The 18943-nt window shown below is 76.0% G+C and carries 18 protein-coding genes; 8 read left to right on the forward strand and 10 right to left on the reverse strand.

The window, feature by feature from the left end; translation table 11 throughout:
* Positions 1 to 25 precede the first annotated feature (25 nt).
* The 3 genes from ACGF7U_RS09365 to ACGF7U_RS09375 form a co-directional block, all read right to left on the reverse strand.
* Complete coding sequence (locus ACGF7U_RS09365; RefSeq protein ID WP_393104685.1) at positions 26 to 607, reverse strand: HhH-GPD-type base excision DNA repair protein; 582 nt, start codon at positions 605 to 607, stop codon at positions 26 to 28.
* A 190-nt stretch (positions 608 to 797) separates the two neighbouring features.
* Complete coding sequence (locus tag ACGF7U_RS09370) at positions 798 to 1469, reverse strand: response regulator (RefSeq protein WP_393104687.1); 672 nt, start codon at positions 1467 to 1469, stop codon at positions 798 to 800.
* Complete coding sequence (locus ACGF7U_RS09375; protein WP_393104689.1) at positions 1466 to 3817, reverse strand: histidine kinase; 2352 nt, start codon at positions 3815 to 3817, stop codon at positions 1466 to 1468. The genes ACGF7U_RS09370 and ACGF7U_RS09375 overlap by 4 nt, the downstream gene beginning before the upstream one ends.
* Before the next feature lie 135 nt (positions 3818 to 3952).
* On the opposite strand from ACGF7U_RS09375, the gene ACGF7U_RS09380 reads away from it, so the two are divergent.
* From ACGF7U_RS09380 to dtd, 3 genes are all read left to right on the forward strand, one after another.
* The gene (locus ACGF7U_RS09380) at positions 3953 to 5032 is read left to right on the forward strand and encodes a CPBP family intramembrane glutamic endopeptidase (protein WP_393104691.1); all 1080 of its coding nucleotides are present in this window, start codon (positions 3953 to 3955) and stop codon (positions 5030 to 5032) included.
* A 145-nt stretch (positions 5033 to 5177) separates the two neighbouring features.
* Positions 5178 to 6662: a methyltransferase gene (locus ACGF7U_RS09385; protein WP_393104693.1), complete on the forward strand. Its 1485-nt coding sequence runs from the start codon at positions 5178 to 5180 to the stop codon at positions 6660 to 6662.
* Entirely contained in the window at positions 6662 to 7084 is a 423-nt protein-coding gene (dtd, locus tag ACGF7U_RS09390; RefSeq protein WP_393104695.1) for a D-aminoacyl-tRNA deacylase, read from the forward strand. Before ACGF7U_RS09385 ends, dtd begins: the two co-directional genes overlap by 1 nt.
* Before the next feature lie 159 nt (positions 7085 to 7243).
* On the opposite strand, the gene ACGF7U_RS09395 is transcribed toward dtd, so the two are convergent.
* A complete protein-coding gene (locus tag ACGF7U_RS09395) occupies positions 7244 to 8032 on the reverse strand; it encodes a sporulation protein (protein WP_393104697.1) in 789 nt (262 codons plus the stop codon).
* A 258-nt stretch (positions 8033 to 8290) separates the two neighbouring features.
* Between ACGF7U_RS09395 and sigB the strand changes: the two genes are divergently transcribed.
* Complete coding sequence (gene sigB / locus ACGF7U_RS09400) at positions 8291 to 9307, forward strand: RNA polymerase sigma factor SigB (protein ID WP_393104699.1); 1017 nt, start codon at positions 8291 to 8293, stop codon at positions 9305 to 9307.
* 99 nt (positions 9308 to 9406) lie between these two features.
* Positions 9407 to 9814 (forward strand): VOC family protein, encoded by a 408-nt coding sequence (locus tag ACGF7U_RS09405; RefSeq protein ID WP_393104701.1) that lies wholly within the window; start codon positions 9407 to 9409, stop codon positions 9812 to 9814.
* Between the two features lie 4 nt (positions 9815 to 9818).
* Here the strand turns inward: ACGF7U_RS09405 and ACGF7U_RS09410 are convergent, their stop codons facing one another.
* From ACGF7U_RS09410 to ACGF7U_RS09420, 3 genes are all read right to left on the reverse strand, one after another.
* Entirely contained in the window at positions 9819 to 12374 is a 2556-nt protein-coding gene (locus ACGF7U_RS09410) for a GNAT family N-acetyltransferase (RefSeq protein ID WP_393104703.1), read from the reverse strand.
* A gap of 23 nt (positions 12375 to 12397) precedes the next feature.
* Positions 12398 to 13579: an acetoin utilization protein AcuC gene (locus ACGF7U_RS09415; RefSeq protein WP_393104705.1), complete on the reverse strand. Its 1182-nt coding sequence runs from the start codon at positions 13577 to 13579 to the stop codon at positions 12398 to 12400.
* Between the two features lie 157 nt (positions 13580 to 13736).
* On the reverse strand, positions 13737 to 14594 hold the full coding sequence (locus ACGF7U_RS09420; protein ID WP_393104707.1) for a sulfurtransferase: 858 nt from the start codon (positions 14592 to 14594) through the stop codon (positions 13737 to 13739).
* Between the two features lie 169 nt (positions 14595 to 14763).
* Between ACGF7U_RS09420 and ACGF7U_RS09425 the strand changes: the two genes are divergently transcribed.
* Positions 14764 to 15453: a metal-dependent transcriptional regulator gene (locus tag ACGF7U_RS09425; RefSeq protein WP_393104709.1), complete on the forward strand. Its 690-nt coding sequence runs from the start codon at positions 14764 to 14766 to the stop codon at positions 15451 to 15453.
* 186 nt (positions 15454 to 15639) lie between these two features.
* Here the strand turns inward: ACGF7U_RS09425 and ACGF7U_RS09430 are convergent, their stop codons facing one another.
* The 3 genes from ACGF7U_RS09430 to ACGF7U_RS09440 all read right to left on the reverse strand — a co-directional run bounded on the left by ACGF7U_RS09430 (position 15640) and on the right by ACGF7U_RS09440 (position 17535).
* Positions 15640 to 16191, reverse strand: a complete 552-nt coding sequence (locus tag ACGF7U_RS09430; RefSeq protein WP_393104711.1) for a hypothetical protein — start codon at positions 16189 to 16191, stop codon at positions 15640 to 15642.
* An 88-nt stretch (positions 16192 to 16279) separates the two neighbouring features.
* On the reverse strand, positions 16280 to 16525 hold the full coding sequence (locus ACGF7U_RS09435) for a DUF5522 domain-containing protein (RefSeq protein WP_393104713.1): 246 nt from the start codon (positions 16523 to 16525) through the stop codon (positions 16280 to 16282).
* Positions 16526 to 16545: 20 nt separating this feature from the next.
* A complete protein-coding gene (locus ACGF7U_RS09440) occupies positions 16546 to 17535 on the reverse strand; it encodes an asparaginase (protein WP_393104715.1) in 990 nt (329 codons plus the stop codon).
* 207 nt (positions 17536 to 17742) lie between these two features.
* Between ACGF7U_RS09440 and ACGF7U_RS09445 the strand changes: the two genes are divergently transcribed.
* On the forward strand, positions 17743 to 18102 hold the full coding sequence (locus tag ACGF7U_RS09445) for a hypothetical protein (protein WP_393104717.1): 360 nt from the start codon (positions 17743 to 17745) through the stop codon (positions 18100 to 18102).
* A gap of 377 nt (positions 18103 to 18479) precedes the next feature.
* Positions 18480 to 18794: a TraR/DksA family transcriptional regulator gene (locus tag ACGF7U_RS09450; protein WP_393104719.1), complete on the forward strand. Its 315-nt coding sequence runs from the start codon at positions 18480 to 18482 to the stop codon at positions 18792 to 18794.
* The last annotated feature ends 149 nt before the right edge of the window (positions 18795 to 18943 follow it).

Below are 18943 nucleotides of genomic sequence, written 5' to 3' on the forward strand. Positions count from 1 at the left end.
ACGACCGGCGCCACGGTCGGTTGCGTCAGCCCCCGCCGGCCTTCGCCTTCGCCGCCGCCTTCATCTGCTGCTTGTACTCGCGTACCCGGCGCAGCGAGTCCGCGTCGACGACGTCCGCCACCGACCGGTGGGCGTCCACGTCGCCGTACCCGCCGGCGGCCTCGCGCCAGCCCTCCGGCGTGACCCCGAACCGCTTGCCGAGCAGGGCGACGAAGATCTGCGCCTTCTGCCGGCCGAAGCCGGGCAGGTCGGCGACGCGGCGGAGCAACTCCCGGCCGTCGGCGACGCCGGACCAGAGCCCGGCCGCGTCGCCGTCGTAGCGCTCCACCAGGACCCGGCACACCTCCTGCACCCGGGCCGCCATCGCCTTCGGAAACCGGTGCAGCGCCGGCGGCCGGGCGAACAGCGCCACCAGGGCCTCGGGGTCGTGGTCGGCCAGTTTCCGGGCGTCCAGGTCGTGCCCGAGCCGCTGCGCCAGCACGTACGGCGACGAGAACGCCTTCTCCATCGGCACCTGCTGGTCGAGCACCATCCCCAGCAGCAGGGCCAACGGGTCCCGGTTGAGCAGGTCGTTGGCCTCGGGTTCGATCGGCAGGGAGAGCGTCATGGGTCCATCCTGCCGTCGGCCGTACGGCTCCGGCGGCAACGCGCCGCAGGTCCCGACGCGTGGTGACGGAGCAGCGGGTGATGATGCGTAACGTCCCGCGCCGCCGGTGGACCGTCGCCGGCCACCCTCGCCGGGCAGGGCGCGGCGTGACCTTGGCGGCGTGGGCGCCCGGCGTGCCGGGCTGGCGACCCTATGCGGGTGACCGCCGGCTGCCGGGCCGGACGAGCCCGAGGTCGTAGGCGAGGATCGTCGCCTGCACCCGGTCCCGCGCGCCCAGCTTGCCGAGCAGGGCGTTGACGTGCGCCTTTACCGTGCCGGTCGCGACGCCCAACTGCGCGCCGATCTCCGCGTTCGTCAGCCCGGTCGCCAGCCGGACGAAGACCTCGCGCTCGCGTGCGGTGAGCGCGGCCAGCTCGACCGGCTCCGCCGGCGGGGCGAGCGCCCCGGTGGCGAAGGCGTCGATCAGCCGGCGGGTGACGGTGGGGGCGAGCAGCCCGTCGCCGGCGGCCACCACCCGGATCGCGTGCAGCAGATCGGCCGGCTCGGCGTCCTTGAGCAGAAAGCCCGAGGCGCCCACCCGCAGCGCCTCGAACACGTGGGCGTCCAGGTCGAAGGTGGTCAGCACCAGCACGCGGGGGCCGGCCGGGTCGGCGGTCAGCCGGGCGGTGGCGGTGAGGCCGTCCATCCCCGGCATCCGGATGTCCATCAACACCACGTCCGGTCGGCTCCGGCCGGCCTGGTCGAGCGCGTCGGCGCCGTCGGCGGCCTCCCCGACCACCGTCAGGTCCGGTTCGGCGTCGACGATCGCCGCGAACCCGGCCCGGACGACCGGCTGGTCGTCCACCACCAGCACCCTGATCATCGCGCCCCCTCCGGCACCCGTTCCCGCCGCTGCCCGGGCCGGACGGCGGGCGCCACGGGGACCGGCGGCAGCGGCAGCCGCGCCCGCAGCTCGCCGCGGCGCAGCGCGAGCCGGCCGCCGAGCGCGTCGACCCGAGCCCGCAGTCCGGCGACGACCAGCGGGTCCGCCGCGGTGGGCAGGCCCGTGACCGACACCCGCAGCTCACCGCCCGCCAGCCGCAGCACCACCCGGGCCGGCCCGGCGCCCGCGTCCAACGCGGCCTCCACCAGCCGGTACGCCGAGACGTCCACGTCGGTCGGCAGGGCCGGCACGGTCGCCGGCGCGTCCAGCACGACGTCGCGCCCGCCCGCCTGCCGCGTCGCGCAGAGCCCGCCCACGTCGGCGAGGGTCGGTTGCGGACCGTGCCGCGTCGGCCGCTCGTCGGCACGCAGATCGTCCAGCAGGCCGCGCATCGCGGCCAGCGTGGCCCGTGCCTCGACCAGGATCTCGGCGAGCCGGCCCTGGTCGGCGACGACCACCAGGCGACCCGCCCGGTCCAGCACCGCCGAACGCAGTCCGGCGCCGACCCGCTCCCGCTCGGCCCGCGCGGCCGCCACGGCCCGGGCGGCCGCCGCGGCGAGCGCGTCGTCCTCCCGGCTGAGCACCCGCCGCCGCCGGCTCCGGACCAGCGCTCCACCGCCCCAGGTGAGCAGCATCGGCGCCAGCAGCAGCCCGGCGACGAAGACGGTCATGAAGACGGTGACGGGAACGTGCACGGGCTCCCCCGCGATCGAACCATCCGCCGCCGCCGTACCGACCAGGCCCACGGCGAGCACCGTGGCCGCCACCGGCGCGGCCAGCCACGTGGGGCCGGCCCGTCTGGCGTACGCGGCCACGGCCCAGACGGCGGCCACATCGACGAAGCCGGCGGTCAGCAGCACGAACTCCGCGCCCGGGGGCAGCCCGACCAGCAGTGCGGTGACCGGCCAGAGCAGCGCGGTCCCGGCGACGCCCGCCAAGGCGACCCACGGTCGGCGGCACCGCCACGCGAGCGGCGCGGCGTGCGCCACGGAAAGCAGCAGGAGCTGGAGCAGGACGACGGGGTCGCGCAGCCCCGCCAGTTCGGCGTCGGCCTCCACCGAGACGAGGGCCATGGCCACCGGAAGCACGAGCGCGTTGCCGACCAGCGCGGCGGTCACCAGGGACCGGCCGTTCTCCGACCGGACCGGCGACGGCAGGCTGCCGGTGTCCGCCCCGACCGGCAGCCGCGCCTCGACCCGCCAGCCGTCGCCGTCCGGGCCGGCTCGCAGGGTGCCGCCCAGGGCGGCGACGCGCTCCCGCAGGCCGCTGATCCCCCGCCCGGCGCCGAGTGTGAAGGGGGCCGTCGGCCCCGGCACGCCGGTGTCGGCGACCGTGACGGTGACGGTCCCGGCGTCCACCGCGACCCGGACCGAGGCGTGGGCTCCGGCGGCGTGCCGCACCACGTTGGTCAGGGACTCCCGGACGACGGCGTGGACGACCTCGGCCAGAGCGGCCGGCGGTTCCGGACCGGCCCGGTCCAGGCGCACCGGCTGGCCGAGCCGATGGAAGCCGGCGACCAGGTCGTCGAGCCGCCGCCGCAGCGGCCGGTGCGCCTCGGTGTCGTCGCTCATCACCGCGACCAGGCGGCGCAGCGCGACCAGGGTCTCCCGCCCCGTACGCGCCGCGAACCCCACCGCCTCCGCGGCCAGCTCCGGACGCCGGGCCGCGAGGCGCTCGGCCGCTCCCACCGTCACCACGATGGAGGTGAGGTGGTGGGCGCTGACGTCGTGCAGCTCCCGGGCGAGCCGATGGCGTTCGGTCTCCGCCGCCTGACGGGCCTCCGCCTCGACGGCGACGAGCCGGCCGGCCACCGCCGCCCGGCCGGTCACCCAGTGCCGGCGGCTGCGCCCGAGCCCCGCGGCCAGCAGGTAGCTGAGCACGGCGACGACGACCTCCCCCAGGTAGGCCGCGGCGGTGTCGAAGCGGGGCAAGTTGACCGACGCCACCCACAGGGCGCTGGCGGCCAACGCCACCCGCACGGCCCGGCCGGGCGCCCGGACGGCCACGGACCAGACGGCGACCAGCTCGGCGAGGCTGAGCACCAGCAGGTCGTCGGGAGAGGCGACCAGCCGGCCGAGGGTCTGCGCGGCCAGGACCACGCCCAGCGCCCGGAGCGGCCGGCGCTGCCGCCAGCCCAGCGCCAGGAGGGTGATCACGGCGGCGACCAGCCCCGTCGAGAGCGCGGTCACGTCCGGTGCGTCGCCCCGCAGCAGCGGCAGGCCGGGCCAGAGCAGGAGCTGGGCGCCGACCAGCGCCGACGGCAGCAGCCAGGTCCGCAGGAAAGTCATGATGAGAGCAACCCTACGTAGGCCCGCCAACCGGACACGTCGCCCGCTGGCACGAGGTGGCCTATACCCCAGGGTGGGTGCGATTTCGGTCCGCACGTCGACCCGTCGGCCCGTCGGCGGCGGCAGGCTTGCCCCATGATCAGTACTACTCCACCGGGTGCCCCGTACCACCGACTGGCCCGGACCGGCCGGCAGCGGTGGTGGCGGCCGGTCGTCGGCGTCCTCGCCCTGCTCGGCGGGGCGCTGCTCGTCGGCTGCGCACTCTTCGGCGTCGCCGCCGTCCTGGCCGGGATCACCGATACGCCGACGGACGCCGACGGGCTGCCCGTCTTCGGTCCCGTCGTGGACACCGCCCTGCTGGTGCTGTCGGTGGCGGTGGCCCTGCCGCTGACGATGGCCGTCACCCGCTGGGTGGAACGCCGGCCGGCCGGCGGCCTCTCCTCCGTGCTCGGCCGGGTGCGGTGGCGCTGGCTGGGCACCTGCCTGCTGACGGCGGCCCCGGCGATCACGGTCATGCTGGTCGGCACCCAGCTGATCCTGCTGGCCACCGGGGACGAGATGACCCTCGTCGGCCCGCTCGACGCCTGGGTCGGCTGGCCCGCCTTCGCCGCCGGCCTGCTGATGATCGTCGCGCTGGTCCCGTTCCAGGCCGCCGCCGAGGAGTACCTGTTCCGCGGTTGGCTGCTCCAGGCCTTCGGGACCTGGCTGCGCTCGCCCTGGCCGGGGATGGTCGTGCAGGCGGTGCTCTTCGCCGCGGCACACGGCTGGGGCACCGCCTGGGGCTTCGCCGACCTCGTCGTGATGGGCCTGCTCTGCGGGTGGCTCGCGGTGCGCACCGGCGGCCTGGAGGCCGCCGTCGCGTTGCACGTGGTCAACAACGTGAGCGCGTTCGGGCTGGCCGCGGCGTTCGGCGGGCTGACCGTGGACGAGACGATGGCCGACGCGCCATGGCAGCTGGTGCTGGTCGACGTGCTCGTGCTGCTGGCGTACACCTGGCTGGTGGCGCGGGCCGCCGACCGGCGCGCGCTGGCGACGGTGGCGCCCGGCGCCGGATCCCCCGACCGTCCGGACGCCGGATCCCCCGACCGTCCAGGCAGCGGATCGCCGGGCCGCCCGGGCGACGGATCTCCCGGCGGTCCGAGCGGCGGACCGGGGGCCGACGGCGGACCGGGGCATCCGGGCGGGCGGTCCACGTGCCCGGTGGGGGTCGGTTGACGGCGACCGACCGGCCGGCCGGGGCGGCATCGGTCACGCCACGGGGGAGGACGTGGCCGCCCGGGTGACCGGACGCCGGGGACGGCGGCCCGCCGATCTCCCGGGTGGTCGAACCCCGGCGCGCGGCGGCAGGCAGGATGGCGACGTGGACGGACACGACATGTTGCTCTCCCCCGCCGGGGTCGAGGCGCTGCGGACCGCGCTGACCCGGGCCGGGTACACCTCGAACGGGATCGCCGCCCGGCTCGGCCCGCAGGCCACCGGCGGGGTGGCCCGCAACGACTTCCGGGCCGCGCTGCGCGCCACCGAGGACCGCGACCCGCTCGGCACGCTGATCCGGGTGTTCATCTGCGAGCAGACCGAGCCGGAGGCCGCCGTGGCCGCCGCGCTGGCGCCGCTGTCGCTGGCGGAGGCGCTCGCCGGGGGCCTGGTCGAGCGGCACGGCGACGGGCTGCGGATGGGGCTGGACCTGGAGCCGTACGGGGACGACTGGTGGGTGCTCGCCGACGTGCCGGCGAGCGCCCGGCCGGGCCGCCCACTGCACGCCGAGCACGTGCTCGGCATCGGCGGGGCGACCCAGACGCTGATCGGCGCGACCGTCCGCCGGCCCGTGGAGACCGCACTGGACCTGGGGACCGGCTCCGGCGTGCAGGCGCTGCACCTGGCCACCCACGCCCGGCGGGTCACCGCCACCGACGTCTCCGAGCGGGCGCTGCGCTTCGCCGCCACCACCGCCGCGCTCAACGGCCAGGACTGGGAACTGCTCCGCGGCGACATGGTCGCCCCCGTCGCCGGGCGCCGCTTCGACCTGGTGGTGAGCAACCCGCCGTTCGTGGTCGGGCCGGGCACCACCACGCACGTCTACCGCGACTCCGGCCGGGTCGGCGACGCGATCGGCGCGGAGCTGGCCGCCGCCGCGCCCGGCCTGCTCACCGAGGGCGGCACCATGCAGTACCTGGCCAACTGGGTGCACGTCGCGGGCGAGGACTGGGCCGAGCGGGTGACCGGCTGGTTCGCCGGCACCGGGTTGGACGCCTGGGTCATCCAGCGGGAGGTGGCCGACCCGATGGCGTACGTCAACCTGTGGCTCACCGACGTCGGCGAGGCCGCCGACCCGCGCCGGATGGCCGACTGGCTGGACTGGTTCGACGCGCACAAGGTGGAGTCGATCGGTTTCGGCATCGTCTCGCTGCGCCGCTCCGGCCACGACGACCCGGTGGTCCGGGTGGAGGAGTTGCGCCAGCGGGTGCAGACCCCGCTCGGCGACCGGATCGGCGCCTGGTTCGACCGCCAGGACTGGCTCCGCGCCCGCGACACCGACGGCCTGCTCGCCGCGCGCTACCGGGCCGCCGACGGCCTCCAGCTCCGGCAGGAGGCCACGATGGGCGACGAGGGCTGGGCGGTGGACCGACAGGTGCTCGCCATGCCGCACGGGCTGCGCTGGACCGAGGAGATCGATCCCCTGGTGCTGGCCCTGGTCGGCGGGGCCGACGGGCGGCTGCCGCTGCGCGACCAGCTCGCGCTGCTCGCCGCCGCGCACGACGTCGCCGCCGAGGAGTTGGCCGAGGCCGCCGGCCCGATCGTGGCGCACCTCGTCGAGCGCGGCTTCATCGAACCGGTGACCGGCTGATGCGGGCCGTGGTGCAGACCGTCGGGCGGGCCGCCGTGACGGTCGACGGCGAGGTGGTCGGCGCGATCGACGACGGGCTGCTCGTGCTGCTCGGGGTGACCCACACCGACACCGCCGAGACCGCCGGCACGATGGCCCGCAAGGTGCACGAGCTGCGCATCCTCGACGAGGAGCGCTCCGCCGCCGACACCGGCGCGCCGATCCTGGTGGTCAGCCAGTTCACCCTCTACGGCGACGCCCGCAAGGGCCGCCGTCCCAGTTGGACCGCGGCGGCCCCGGCCGAGGTGGCGGAACCCCTGGTGACGGCGGTGGTGGAGGCGCTGCGCGCGCGGGGCGCCGAGGTGCAGACCGGGCGCTTCCGCGCCCACATGCTGGTGGAGAGCGTCAACGTCGGTCCACGTACGGTGCTGCTCGAACTCTGACCGGCGCCACCGGAGCCGGGCCTCGCCGCGATCCAGCCGCCGGCGACGGCGGCCCGCCCGACCCCGGCGGCCGCCCGGGGACGCCCGCACGGTCACCCGCGTCAGCGGCGACGTGGCCGGGCGTTGTCGGGCGGGCGCGCCGGCGGGCGGGCCGCCGGGTCAGGAGAAGAGGCCGCGGCGCTGGAGCGACTGGCGGATCCAGCCGTCGAGCTGGGCCGTCCAGTCGGTGCGCTCGGCGGTGGCGTGGTCCACGGTGAAGCGGCCGAACGCGTCCCGCCCCTCGGTGAAGAGGCCGCCGCGCTTGTCCAGCTCCAGCACCACCTGGACCTGCTGCGGGTCGGTGACGAGGGTGAGTTCGAGCTGGTTGATCGCGCCCGCGTACTGCGGGGCGGGGTAGAACTCGATCTCCTGGTAGAACGGCAGGCTCTGCCGCACACCGTAGATGTGGCCGCGCTCCACGTCCGCCCGGGCGAACCGGAAGCCGAGCCGCAGGAACGCCTCCAGGATCCTCTGCTGGGACGGCAGCGGATGGACCGCCACCGCGTCCAGGTCGCCCTTGTCGACCGAGCGGGCCACCTCCAGCTCCGTACGCAGCCCCATCGTCATCCCGTGCAGGTGCTGCCCGTACAGCTCGGTGAGCGGCGTCTCCCACGGCACGGCGAAGCGGAACGGAATGTCGTGGCGCTGGCCCGGCTCCAACCGGAAGGCGCCGGTCGCCGCCTGGCGGTGGAACTCCTGCGTGGTCTCGTAGTCGTTGTCGCCGCTCTCGACCTCGACGCGGGTGACCAGGCCCAGCGCCACGTAGAAGATGTCGACGGGATGGTCGCCGCCGGCCACGTGCACGACGCCCTCCAACTGCCCGCCGGGGCGGCAGTTCGGGTTCGCCAGCACGGTTTCCACCGACGGGCCACCCACGCCCATCGCCTGCATGAGCCGCTTGAAGACCACGACACCCTCCAAAACCTGTTCCGGTGCGCCGACGTCGCCGTCGGCGCCGGCCCCGCTGGCCGACCGCTGGCACGGTAACGGCATCCGGCAAGGAACGCTCGGCGACGACACGCCCACGCTGAGCGGCCCGCGGACCGGATTCGTGTCGGGTCCCCGATCGCCTCACTCCCGTTTCACGCCCCGCCCGCCAAGCTGTGTGTCACACCGGCACCACTGGGCCGGAACGACGGCACAGACGTGGACACGGGGAGAACAGAGATGGCCCTGCAGATGATGGAGCACCGGATGCGCCCGGCCGGCACCACCGAGGCCGACCACGCCACCGACACCCTGACCGACCTGGACGCCACCGACGAGCGCGGCGTCTCCACGGACCTGGTCCGGGCATACCTGAACGGGATCGGGCGGACGAAGCTGCTGACCGCCGCGCAGGAGGTCGACCTGGCGAAGCGGATCGAGGCCGGGCTGTTCGCCGAGGAGAAGCTGGCGACCTGCACCCCGGTCTCGGCGGAGCTGCGGGCCGACCTGGAGCTGATCGCGGCGCAGGGCCGGGCGGCGAAGGACCACCTGCTGGAGGCGAACCTGCGGCTCGTGGTCAGCATCGCCAAGCGCTACACCGGTCGCGGGATGGCCTTCCTCGACCTCATCCAGGAGGGCAACCTCGGCCTGATCCGCGCGGTCGAGAAGTTCGACTACGCCAAGGGCTACAAGTTCTCCACCTACGCCACCTGGTGGATCCGGCAGGCGATCACCCGCGCGATGGCCGACCAGGCCCGCACCATCCGCATCCCGGTGCACATGGTCGAGCAGGTCAACCGCATGGTCCGGGCCCGCCGCGAGCTCTCCGTCTCGCTGGGCCGCGAGCCCACCGTCGCCGAGGTGGCCCGGGCCATGGACATCCCGGAGTTCCAGGTGATCGAGCTGATCTCGTACGACCGGGAGCCGGTGAGCCTGGACCAGGCCGTCGGCGAGGACGGCGAGAGCGCGCTCGGCGACTTCGTCGCCGCGGTGGACCCGAGCGCCGAGCCGGGCGACGCCGCCGCGCAGGGCGAGCTGCGCAACGAGGTCAGCATCGTGCTGGCCACCCTGTCGCAGCGGGAGCAGGCGGTGATCCGGCTCCGGTTCGGCCTCGACGACGGCCGGCAGCGCACCCTCGACGAGGTCGGGCGGGAGTTCGGCCTGTCCCGGGAGCGGATCCGGCAGATCGAGAAGGTGACCCTGCTGAAGCTGCGCGCCCCGGAGCGGGCGCAGCGCTTGGAGGCGTACGCCTGCTGACCCTCCCGAGCCACGTGGGGCCCCGGCGGTTCGCCGGGGCCCCGCGTGCGTCCGGGCCAGGATCCTTGACGCGGGTCGCCGGACAAGCTATCCACAGGTGTGAACTGGACCCTGGAAGTGGTGGTCGTACCGGTCTCCGACGTGGACCGGGCCAAGACGTTCTATGCCGACCAGCTCGGCTTCGCCGTGGACCACGACACGGTGATCAGCGAGGACGCGCGGATCGTGCAGCTCACCCCGCCCGGCTCGGGCTGCTCGATCGTGATCGGCAAGGGGGTGCTGCCGGACATGCCGCCCGGCTCGCTCAAGGGCCTCCAACTGGTCGTGCCGGACCTGCGCCGGGCCCGGGCCGAGCTGGTCGAGCGCGGGGTGGCGGTGAGCGAGATCCAGGTGGTGGGCGAGAACCCGCGTCCGGTGCCGGACCCGCTGGACAATGTCGGTTTCGTCTTCTTCACCGACCCGGACGGCAACGCCTGGGGCGTGCAGCAGATCTCCGGCCGGGCCTGACGCCCTACAACCGGCGGGGGCCGGTGTCCGGACGGGCGACGGCGGAGCCCACCCGGACGGTGGCGTGCAGCACGGAGATGCCGTCCGGGCGGGCGAGCACCGGGTTGAGGGTGAGCGCGCGGACGCGGGGCTGCTCGTCGGCGAGCCGGCCGACCCGCAGCAGCAGGTCGGCCAGGGCCGCCCGGTCCACCGGCGCCGCGCCCCGGTGCCCGCGCAGCAGCGGCGCCGCCCGGGGCTCGTCGACCAGCTCGGCCGCGTCCAGGTCAGTCAGCGGCACGGCCCGCCAGGCCCGGTCGCCGAGCAGTTCGGTGGCGACGCCGCCGAGCCCGAAGCCGACCACCGGGCCGAACGCCGGGTCCTCCACCAGCTCGACCACGCAGGCCACGCCGGGCGGGACCATGGGCTGCACCAGCACGTCCGCCCCGAAGGCCGCCGCCATCTCCGCGTACGCGCGGTGCACCGTGGCCGCGTCGGGCAGGTCCAGCCGGACCGCGCCGAGGTCGAGCCGGTGCCGCAGACCGGGGGCGGCGGCCTTCAGTGCCACCGGGAACCCCAGCCGGGTCGCCGCGTCGGCGGCCTCCCCGGCGGAGCGCGCCGGCACCGACTCGACCACGTCGATCCCGTACGCGGCCAGCAGCCCCGTCGCGTCGAGGGCCTCGGGACGCAGGGCCGCGTGCGCCGCCTCCCGGTCGACCCGCGGCAGCTCCGGCAGCACGCCGGCCGGCCGGCGCAGCCAGTCGGCGTACGTGGCGACCCGGGCGAGGGCGCGGACGGCCTCCTCCACGCTCGGGTACGCGGGCACCCCGGCCGGCGCCCGCCCGACCAGGAACGTCGCCACGGTCGGCTTGCCGGCGGCGAGCGCGGCCGGCAGGGCGGCGGTGAAGTCCGCCTCGGTGTCGGTGAGCTGGCCGGGCAGCGGCGGGGCGAAGACCACCACCAGCGCGTCCACGCATTCGTCGGCGGCGGTGTCGGCGAGCGCGGCGGCGAACTCGGCCGCGCCGGCGCGCGGCCCGACGTCGCGCGGGTAGCCGCGCGCCACCGTGAGCCCCTGCGCGGCGCAGGCGGTGGCCGCGAGCCCGGTGAGCGCCGAGGAGTTGCCGACCACGCCGACCCGCGGCCCGGCGGGCAGCGGCTGGTGGGCCAGCAGCACTCCCACGTCGAGCAACTCGGCGACCGTGTCCACCCGGATCACCCCGGAGTGGGCGAACAGGGCGCCGACGGCCACCTCGTCCGGCCCGGCGGAGTCGCCCACCCCGGGCGGGCGGGCCGGCGAGGCGAGCGCCACGACCGGCTTGTCCCGGCCGATCCGGCGGGCCAGCCGGGCGAACTTGCGCGGGTTGCCGAACGTCTCCAGGTACAACATGATCACGTCGGTGCCGGGGTCGTCCTGCCAGTACTGGAGCAGGTCGTTGCCCGAGACGTCGGCCCGGTTGCCGGCCGAGACGAAGCTGGACAGACCCAGCCCGCGCCGGTCCGCCTCGGCCAGCAGCGCCACCCCGAACGCGCCGGACTGGCTGAAGATGCCCACCCGGCCGGGCACCGGCAGCCGCGGGGCCAGGGTCGCGTTGAGGCGTACGGTCGGGTCGGTGTTGGCCACCCCCAGGCAGTTCGGGCCGACCACGCGCATGCCCGCCGCGTGCGCCGCGCGGACCAGCGCGCGCTGCGCGGCCGCGCCGTCCGGACCGGCCTCGGCGAAGCCCGCGGAGATGACCACCAGGCCGTGCGCGCCCGCGGCGGCCGCGTCCTCGACCACCTCCCGCGCCGCCTCCGGCGGCACCGCCACCACCGCCAGGTCGACCGGCACGCCCGCGACGGCCGCCGACGGGTACGCGGGCAGCCCGGCGACCGTCGCGGCGCTCGGGTGCACCGGCACCACCGACCCGGTGTAGCCGCCGTCGCGCAGGTGCCCGAGCACCGCCGCGCCGACGCCCTGCCCGGTGGCGCTGGCCCCGTAGACGGCGACGCCGCGCGGGGCGAGCAGCCGGGCGATGGAGCGGGCCTCGGTGCGGTGCTCGCGGCCGCGCTGCACCTCCAGGGTGGCGTCGGTGGGCGCGATCGGGAAGGTCAGGTGCACCACGCCGTCGGCGAACTGGCGCTGGACCTGGTAGCCGAAGTCGGAGAAGACGCGCAGCATGGCGCCGTTGGCCGGGAGCACCTCGGCCACGAAGGTCGCGATGCCGCTGCGGGCCGCCGCGTCGGCCAGGTGCTCCAGCAGCACCGAGCCGATGCCCCGGCCCTGGTAGGCGTCCTCGACCACGAACGCCACCTCCGCGTCGGGCGCCGCCGGGCCGAGCCGCTCGTAGCGGCCGACGGCGACGATCCGGTCGCCGACCAGCACCACGAAGGCCTCCCGGTCGCGGTGGTCGACGTTGACGAAGCGGTGCAGGTCCCGCTCGGGGATGCGCGGGTACGGCGAGAAGTAGCGCAGGTAGCGGGTGCGCTCGGAGAACCGGGAGTGCATCGCCACGATGCCCGGCCCGTCCGACGGGTGGATCGGTCGCAACTGGACGGTGCTGCCGTCGCTGAGCAACACGTCCACCGGTTGTTCCACAGTGGTCACCGCGCGGCCTCCCCGGTCCCGGCTCAGTCGCGCGGATCGTGCGGGTCGAGCCCGAACAGCGGGAAGGCGGTTTTGCGGGCCGCCGCGATCGCCCGGTCCACCGCGGTCGGCTCGCCGGTCGGTTGCCACGGCTCGTACGACGGGTCGACGTCGTCGGTCATCCGCAGCGGGATCTCCCGGCCCGGCCGGCGCGCGGCGGCCAGCTCGCGCCAGGCCGGCGGGGTCAGCGTGGCCGGCGCGATCGGCTCGCCCGTGGCCACCGCGAGCAGGTGCGTCCAGGCCCGGGGCACCACCTCGACCAGCGCGTACCCGCCGCCGCCGGTGGCCACCCAGCGGCCCTCGCACAGCTCGTCGGCGAGCGCCCGCAGGGCCAGATAGGTGGCGCGCTGCCCGTCGACGGAGAGGTTGAGGTCGGCGAGCGGGTCGAGCCGGTGCCCGTCCGCGCCGCACTGCGTCACCAGCACCTGCGGCCGGAACGCGCGCAGCACCGACGGCACCACCGCGTGGAAGGCGCGCTGCCAGCCGGCGTCGTCCACGCCGGGCGGCAGCGGCAGGTTGACGGCGCTGCCCTGCGCCCGCGGGCCGCCGGTCTCGTCGGGGAAGCCGGTGCCGGGGAAGAGCGCCAGCGGCGTCTCGTGCACGCTGACCGTCAGCACCCGCGGGTCGTTCCAGAAGACCTGCTGCACCCCGTCGCCGTGGTGCACGTCCACGTCCACGTACGCGATCCGCTCCGCGCCCAGGTCGAGCAGCCGGGCGATCGCCACCGCCGGGTCGTTGTAGACGCAGAACCCGGCGGCGCGGGCCGGCATCGCGTGGTGCAGCCCGCCCGCCACGTTGACCGCCCGTCGGGCCTCGCCCCGCCAGACCGCCTCGGCGGCGGCCACGGTGGCCCCCGCGATCAGCGCACTCGACTCGTGCATCCCGTCGAAGACCGGGTTGTCCGAGGTGCCCAGCCCGAAGCCGGCGAAGAGCGGGTCGCGCGGGGCGGCCCGCACCGCGGCGAGGTAGCGCGGGTCGTGCACCCGGGTCAGCAGCGCGTCGTCGGCCGGCTCCGGCTTGAGCAGCCGCACCCCGGGACGCTCCAGGACGCCCAGCTCGCGGGCCAGCGCGACGGTCAGCTCCACCCGCACCGGGTCGAGGGGGTGATCCCCCATGTCGTAGGCGAGCAGCGACTCGTCCCACACCACCACCGTGTCGTCGGACATGGGCTCATCGTCGCACGAGCACCGGCGGCTCCCCCGCGCACGCGCTGCTCAGGCGCGCCCGGTGTCGCCCCGGCGCGCCAGCCGGCTCGCCCGCCGGTGCCGCCCCGGCGCACCAGCGACGCCCAGCCGCCCGGTGCCGCACCGGCCTACGTGCCGCTCAGCCGGCCGGTGTGGCGCCGGTGGCCACCGGGCGGGACGGGTCGGCGACCCAGTTGCTCCACGACCCGACGTAGAGCGCCGCGTCCGGCCGACCCGCCACGTGCAGGGCGAGCACGGCCTGCGCGGCGGTCACCCCCGACCCGCAGTACGCCCCGACCGGCACGCCGTCGGCCACCCCGACGGCGGCGAACCGCTCCCGCAGCGCGTCGGCCGCCGGGAACCGGCCCTCGACGACGTACTCACCGGCGGGCAGGTTCACCGCGCCGGGGACGTGCCCGGCGACCGGGTCGATCGGCTCGGTCTCGCCCCGGTAGCGGGGCGCGGCGCGCACGTCCAGCAGGACGCCCTCGCCGGCCGCGGCCAGCCGGGCGGCCTCCCCCGCGTCGAGCACCGGCAGTGCGCCGGGGCGCACCTGGACGTCGCCCGGCGCCGGGGCCGGCTCCGCCGTGCTGGTGGGCAGCCCGGCGGCCAGCCACGCCGGGAAGCCGCCGTGCAGCAGCCGTACCGGCCGGTGGCCCGCCCAGCGCAGGGTCCACCAGGCGCGGGCGGCGGCCATGCCGTCGCCGCCGTCGTACACCACCACGGGATGACCGGCGCGGACGCCGGCGGCCCGCAGCGCGGCCTGGAGCGCGGCGGGGTCGGGCAGCGGATGGCGGCCGGCGTCGCCGGGCGGGCCGCAGAGCGCGGTGTCGAGGTCGAGGAAGACCGCGCCGGGCAGGTGACCGGCGGCGTAGTCGTCGCGGCCGGGCGGACCGGCGAGCCGCCAACGGACGTCGAGCAGCGTGGGCGGGTCGGCGCGGTCGAGCTCGACCGCGAGCCGGTCGGGCTCGACCAGCAGATCCTCGGTTCCGGGCATGGCGTCCAGTCAACACCATCCGGGCACGGACCTCGCGGTTCGGCAAGGGGGCGATGGCGTTGCGCCGAGGTAGCATCGTGGACCGGAGGGCCGCTGACGTGAAGCATGATCTGGTCGACACGACCGAGGGTTTCGGTAACCACCACCATGGTGAGGGGGTCGTGACGCTGTGAAGTCCCACGACCTGGTGGACACGACCGAGATGTACCTCAAGACCATCCTCGAGCTGGAGGAGGAGGGGGTGCCGCCCCTGCGCGCCCGGATCGCCGAGCGGCTGGGGCAGAGCGGGCCCACCGTCAGTCAGACCGTCGCCCGGATGGAGCGCGACGGCCTGCTCACGGTGGAGGGCGACCGGCACCTGGCACTCACCCCGCACGGCCGCAGCACCGCCGTGTCCGTGATGCGCAAGCACCGGCTCGCCGAGTTGCTGCTGGTCAACGTGATCGGGATGCCCTACGAGGAGGCCCACGAGGAGGCCTGCCGGTGGGAGCACGTGATGAGCGACGCCGTCGAGAAGCGGGTCTACGACCTGCTCAACCGGCCGACCCGCTCGCCCTACGGCAACCCGATCCCCGGGCTGGACGAGCTGGGCATTCCGGAGCCGGAGACCGCCGACGCGATCGAGAGTGAGCGCAACCTGGCCTTCCCCGGCCTCTCCGGGCCGGTGGTCGTCCGGCGCATCTGCGAGAGCGTGCAGACCGACGCGGACGTGCTCCGGCAGTTGCACGCCGCCGGCGTCGACCCCGGCGCGACGGTGATGGTGGCGCAGGAGCGCGACGGGGTGTCGATCGACCGCTCGGGCGACCGCATCCGGCTCCCCCGCGAGGTCGCCTCCCGCGTCTTCGTCGCCGCCCACTGACCCCGGCCCGCTCCCTCTCCCTCTCCCGCACCGGCCCTCGGCGCGGGCCGGCGCGGGCTGGTTCCGCCCGGTCCGCGATCTTGCACTTTGCGCCCGGGAATACCCGGCATAAAGGGCAGATTTGGGGCCGAAAATGCAAGATCGTTGGCAGACTTCGGGGCGGGGCGCGGGGTTGGGCGGGTCGCGTCAGAGGGCGCGGGGGTCCAGTTGCTTCGCGAGGGCGATGAGCGCGTCCGTGAGCCTGTCCGCGTCGGACTTCGCCGTGCCGGGCGGGGCGGTGTAGCGGAGGGTGGCGAGGCGGCCCTCGGCGGCCAGCCAGCCCACCTCCGCGACCGGGCCGAGGGCGCCCTTGGCGGAAGTGGTCCGCCGGTATGCCTTCTGCCCCAGCCCGGTGACCTTGGTCGCCTTCGCCGGCACCACGTCGGCGGTGAAGGTGGCCGCGTCGATCGACGTCTCGGTGACGGTCAGCGCCAACTCCGGCAGGGTGGCCTGCTCGGCGCGGACCACGCAGGTGTGACTGTCGCCCGTCGCGCTGGCGGCGGCGACGTCGAAGCGGAACCCCGCGTGCTGCTCGATCACGCCGAAGTCGAGCAGTCGGCACGCACCGCCCGACGACGCGGCGGCCACGTCGATCGTGATCGGCGCGGGCGGCGGCACCGCCACCGGCTCGTCGGCCTCCGCGCCGCAGCCCGTCGCCAGCAGTACGGCCACCCCGGCGCCCACGATCCGCCCCCGCACGATCACTCCTCCGCTGTCCACCCCGACGTGTCCGCCGGACACCGTACGGCCTGCCCCGCCCGCGCGGTAGCCCCGGACCCGGTCGCGGTCAGTCGTCGACGTACGGGCAGTGCCGGCAGCCGCGGCCGCAGCAGGTGCCGCGCCGCGCCAGGAAGCCCGCGCTGAGCACGAAGAGGCCGGTGGCCGGGTCGAGGTAGCCGGCCTCGCCGGCGGTCAGGGCGGCGGCGTGCGCGGCCAGGATCCGCTCCCGGCCCGGGTGCTCGGGCGACAGCCGGGACGGGTGCGGCTCGGTCAGCGGCCGGTCCGCCAGCGGTCGTCGCTCTCCTCCGCTCACCGGCGCAGTCTAGAGAGCGGTCAGCCGTGCCGGGTCAGGGCGGCGGCGATCTCCTCGCGACCCGCGCCGGCCGCGAGCAGCAGCCGCAGCAGCACCTTCGCCTTGTACGGGTCGAGCAGCCCCCCGTCGAGCAGGCCCCGGCGTCGCAGGTCGGTCTCCGAGCCGACCGCGCCGTAGGTGTGCCGCAGCACCGAGCCGGCGCCGGTGCGGGAGGTGAGCACCACCGGGATCCGCTCGGCCAGCGCGCCGAGCACCGGGGCCAGCACGGCCGGAACGTGCCCGACGCCGAACGCGGCGACGACGAGCCCGTGGTGGGTGTCGGCGACCCGGTCGAGCGGCCAACCGTCGTCGTCGAGCGTCACGGTGTGCAACGCGACCCGGGTGGCGTCGAGCCGCGCCGGGTCGAGCGGTGGCAGCGGCTCCCGCCGGGGCGGCCGGGCCAGCACGCGTACCCGCCCCTCGATCACGTGTCCGACCGGGCCGGCGTTCGGCGAGGCGAACGTGCCGGTGCTGGTGCTGTGCGTCTTGCGCACCCAGCGGGCGGCGTGGATCTCGTCGGCGAACGCGACCAGCACGCCAAGGTCGCGGGCGGCGGGGTCGCCCGCGACCCGGGCCGCGGCCAGCAGGTTCGCCGGGCCGTCCGGGCCGGCCAGGGTCGGGTTGCGCATCGCGCCGGTGAAGACCAGCGGCGCGGCGTGCGGCCACACGAGGTCGGCCAGGAACGCCGACTCCTCCAGCGTGTCCGTCCCCTGGGTGACCACCACGCCGGTCGCGCCGGCGGCCACCGCCCGCGAGGCGGCGTCGACCACGTCGAGCAGTTGGCGGTACGTCAGGTGCGCGCTCGGCACCGCGTGGGTGTCGCGGACGTCCAGCGGCAGGTCCAGCTCGTCCAGGCCGGGCACCGCGGCGGTGAGGTCCGCGCCGGTCAGCCGGTTGACCACCCCGGCCCGGCCGGGGTCCACCCCACCCATCGCGATGGTGCCGCCGAGGGTGAACAGGGCGATGGACACGCCGGGCCTCCCGTCCGCCGCCACGGAAGGCGGCCCGCAGACCGTACCGCCCGGGTCGGATAACCGGTGGTGCCGGTCCCCATGCGGCCGGCAGGCTGGCCCGATGGATCACCGTCGCACCTCCCCGCGGCGTGCCCTGCGCTCGTCGGGCGTCGGGGCGTCGCCGCCATCCCGCCGGCGGTCGTCGGCGCGGGCCGGGGACGGGGCGTGACGCGGCAGGCGGCGCGGCCGGTCGAGGTCGGCACGCCGGTACGGTCCTCGCTGCTGCGCAGCCGGAACTTCGGGCTGCTCCTGGCCACGTTCTCCGCCAACGCGGTGCTCTACAACGTCGCCACCCTGACGTACCGCCAGCGGATCACGCCGCCCGCACTGCTGGGCCGGGTGAACGCGGCGTTCCTGTGGGTCTGCTTCGGCGTGATCCCGCTCGGCGCGCTCACCGGCGGCACGCTCGCCAGCCAGCTCGGGCTGCGGCCGGCGCTGTGGATCTGCGTCCTGGGCACGTGGAGCGCCGCGCTCTTCGTGGTGTGCTCCCCCCTGCGGCGGATACGGGACATGCCGGCGACCTGACCGCTCGTGCCACCGGTCCGCGGAACACGGCCCGGCCGGGTGAGGCTGGCCCCCGCGCGGGCGGAAGCGCGTTGGTTTTCCGATCCGGCCGGCCTATGGTGGCCCCATGTGTTCGTACGGTCAGCAGGAGAGCACCGCCGTCGTGGTGACGGCGGCGCCCGCTGCTGCCCGTCGGTGCGCCCTGTCCGTGACCGTCGCGACCCGGGTGGTGCGATCCGCCGTCGCGCCGTCGCGCCTCGGCTCGGTCGCCTCCGGACTGCCGAGCCCCGTCCCCGCCGGACGTAGCCCTCCGTGGACCGCCTGCAACTTACGCGAACGGCCACCAGGGCGGAGCTTCTCAAGCTTCGGCCCTTTTTCTTTTTCCGAGGAGCTACGCCATGACCACGCACACCCAGCCGGACCAGCAGTGGATCGATGAGCTGCGGGCGACACTGACGACTGACTTCGAGGCGCAGACCGTCCGGCTCACGCAACTGACGGCGGACACCGGCGACCCGGGCGAGGCGCACACGCAGAGCGCGCTGATCGCCGCGACCCGGCAGAGCCTGGACCAGATCAGCGGGGCGCTGCGGCGCATCGCCGAGGGCCGCTACGGCATCTGCGAGAAGTGCGCCGCGCCGATCCCCCGGGAACGCCTGGAGGTGCTGCCGCACGCCCGCTTCTGCGTGCCCTGCCAGCAGAAGCAGCACTGACCGCGCGGGGGGGGCGGGGCCGGGCCCCCCCCCCCCCCCCCCCGGGGGCCCCCCACCCCGCCCCCCCCCGGCCGGGGGGGGGGGGGGCCGCGCGGGGGGGGGCCGCGAACCCCCCCACCCTGGTGAACCCCGGCGACGGCGGCGCGGGC

The sequence above is a fragment of the Micromonospora sp. NPDC047670 genome (assembly GCF_043204915.1).
Classification (GTDB): domain Bacteria; phylum Actinomycetota; class Actinomycetes; order Mycobacteriales; family Micromonosporaceae; genus Micromonospora.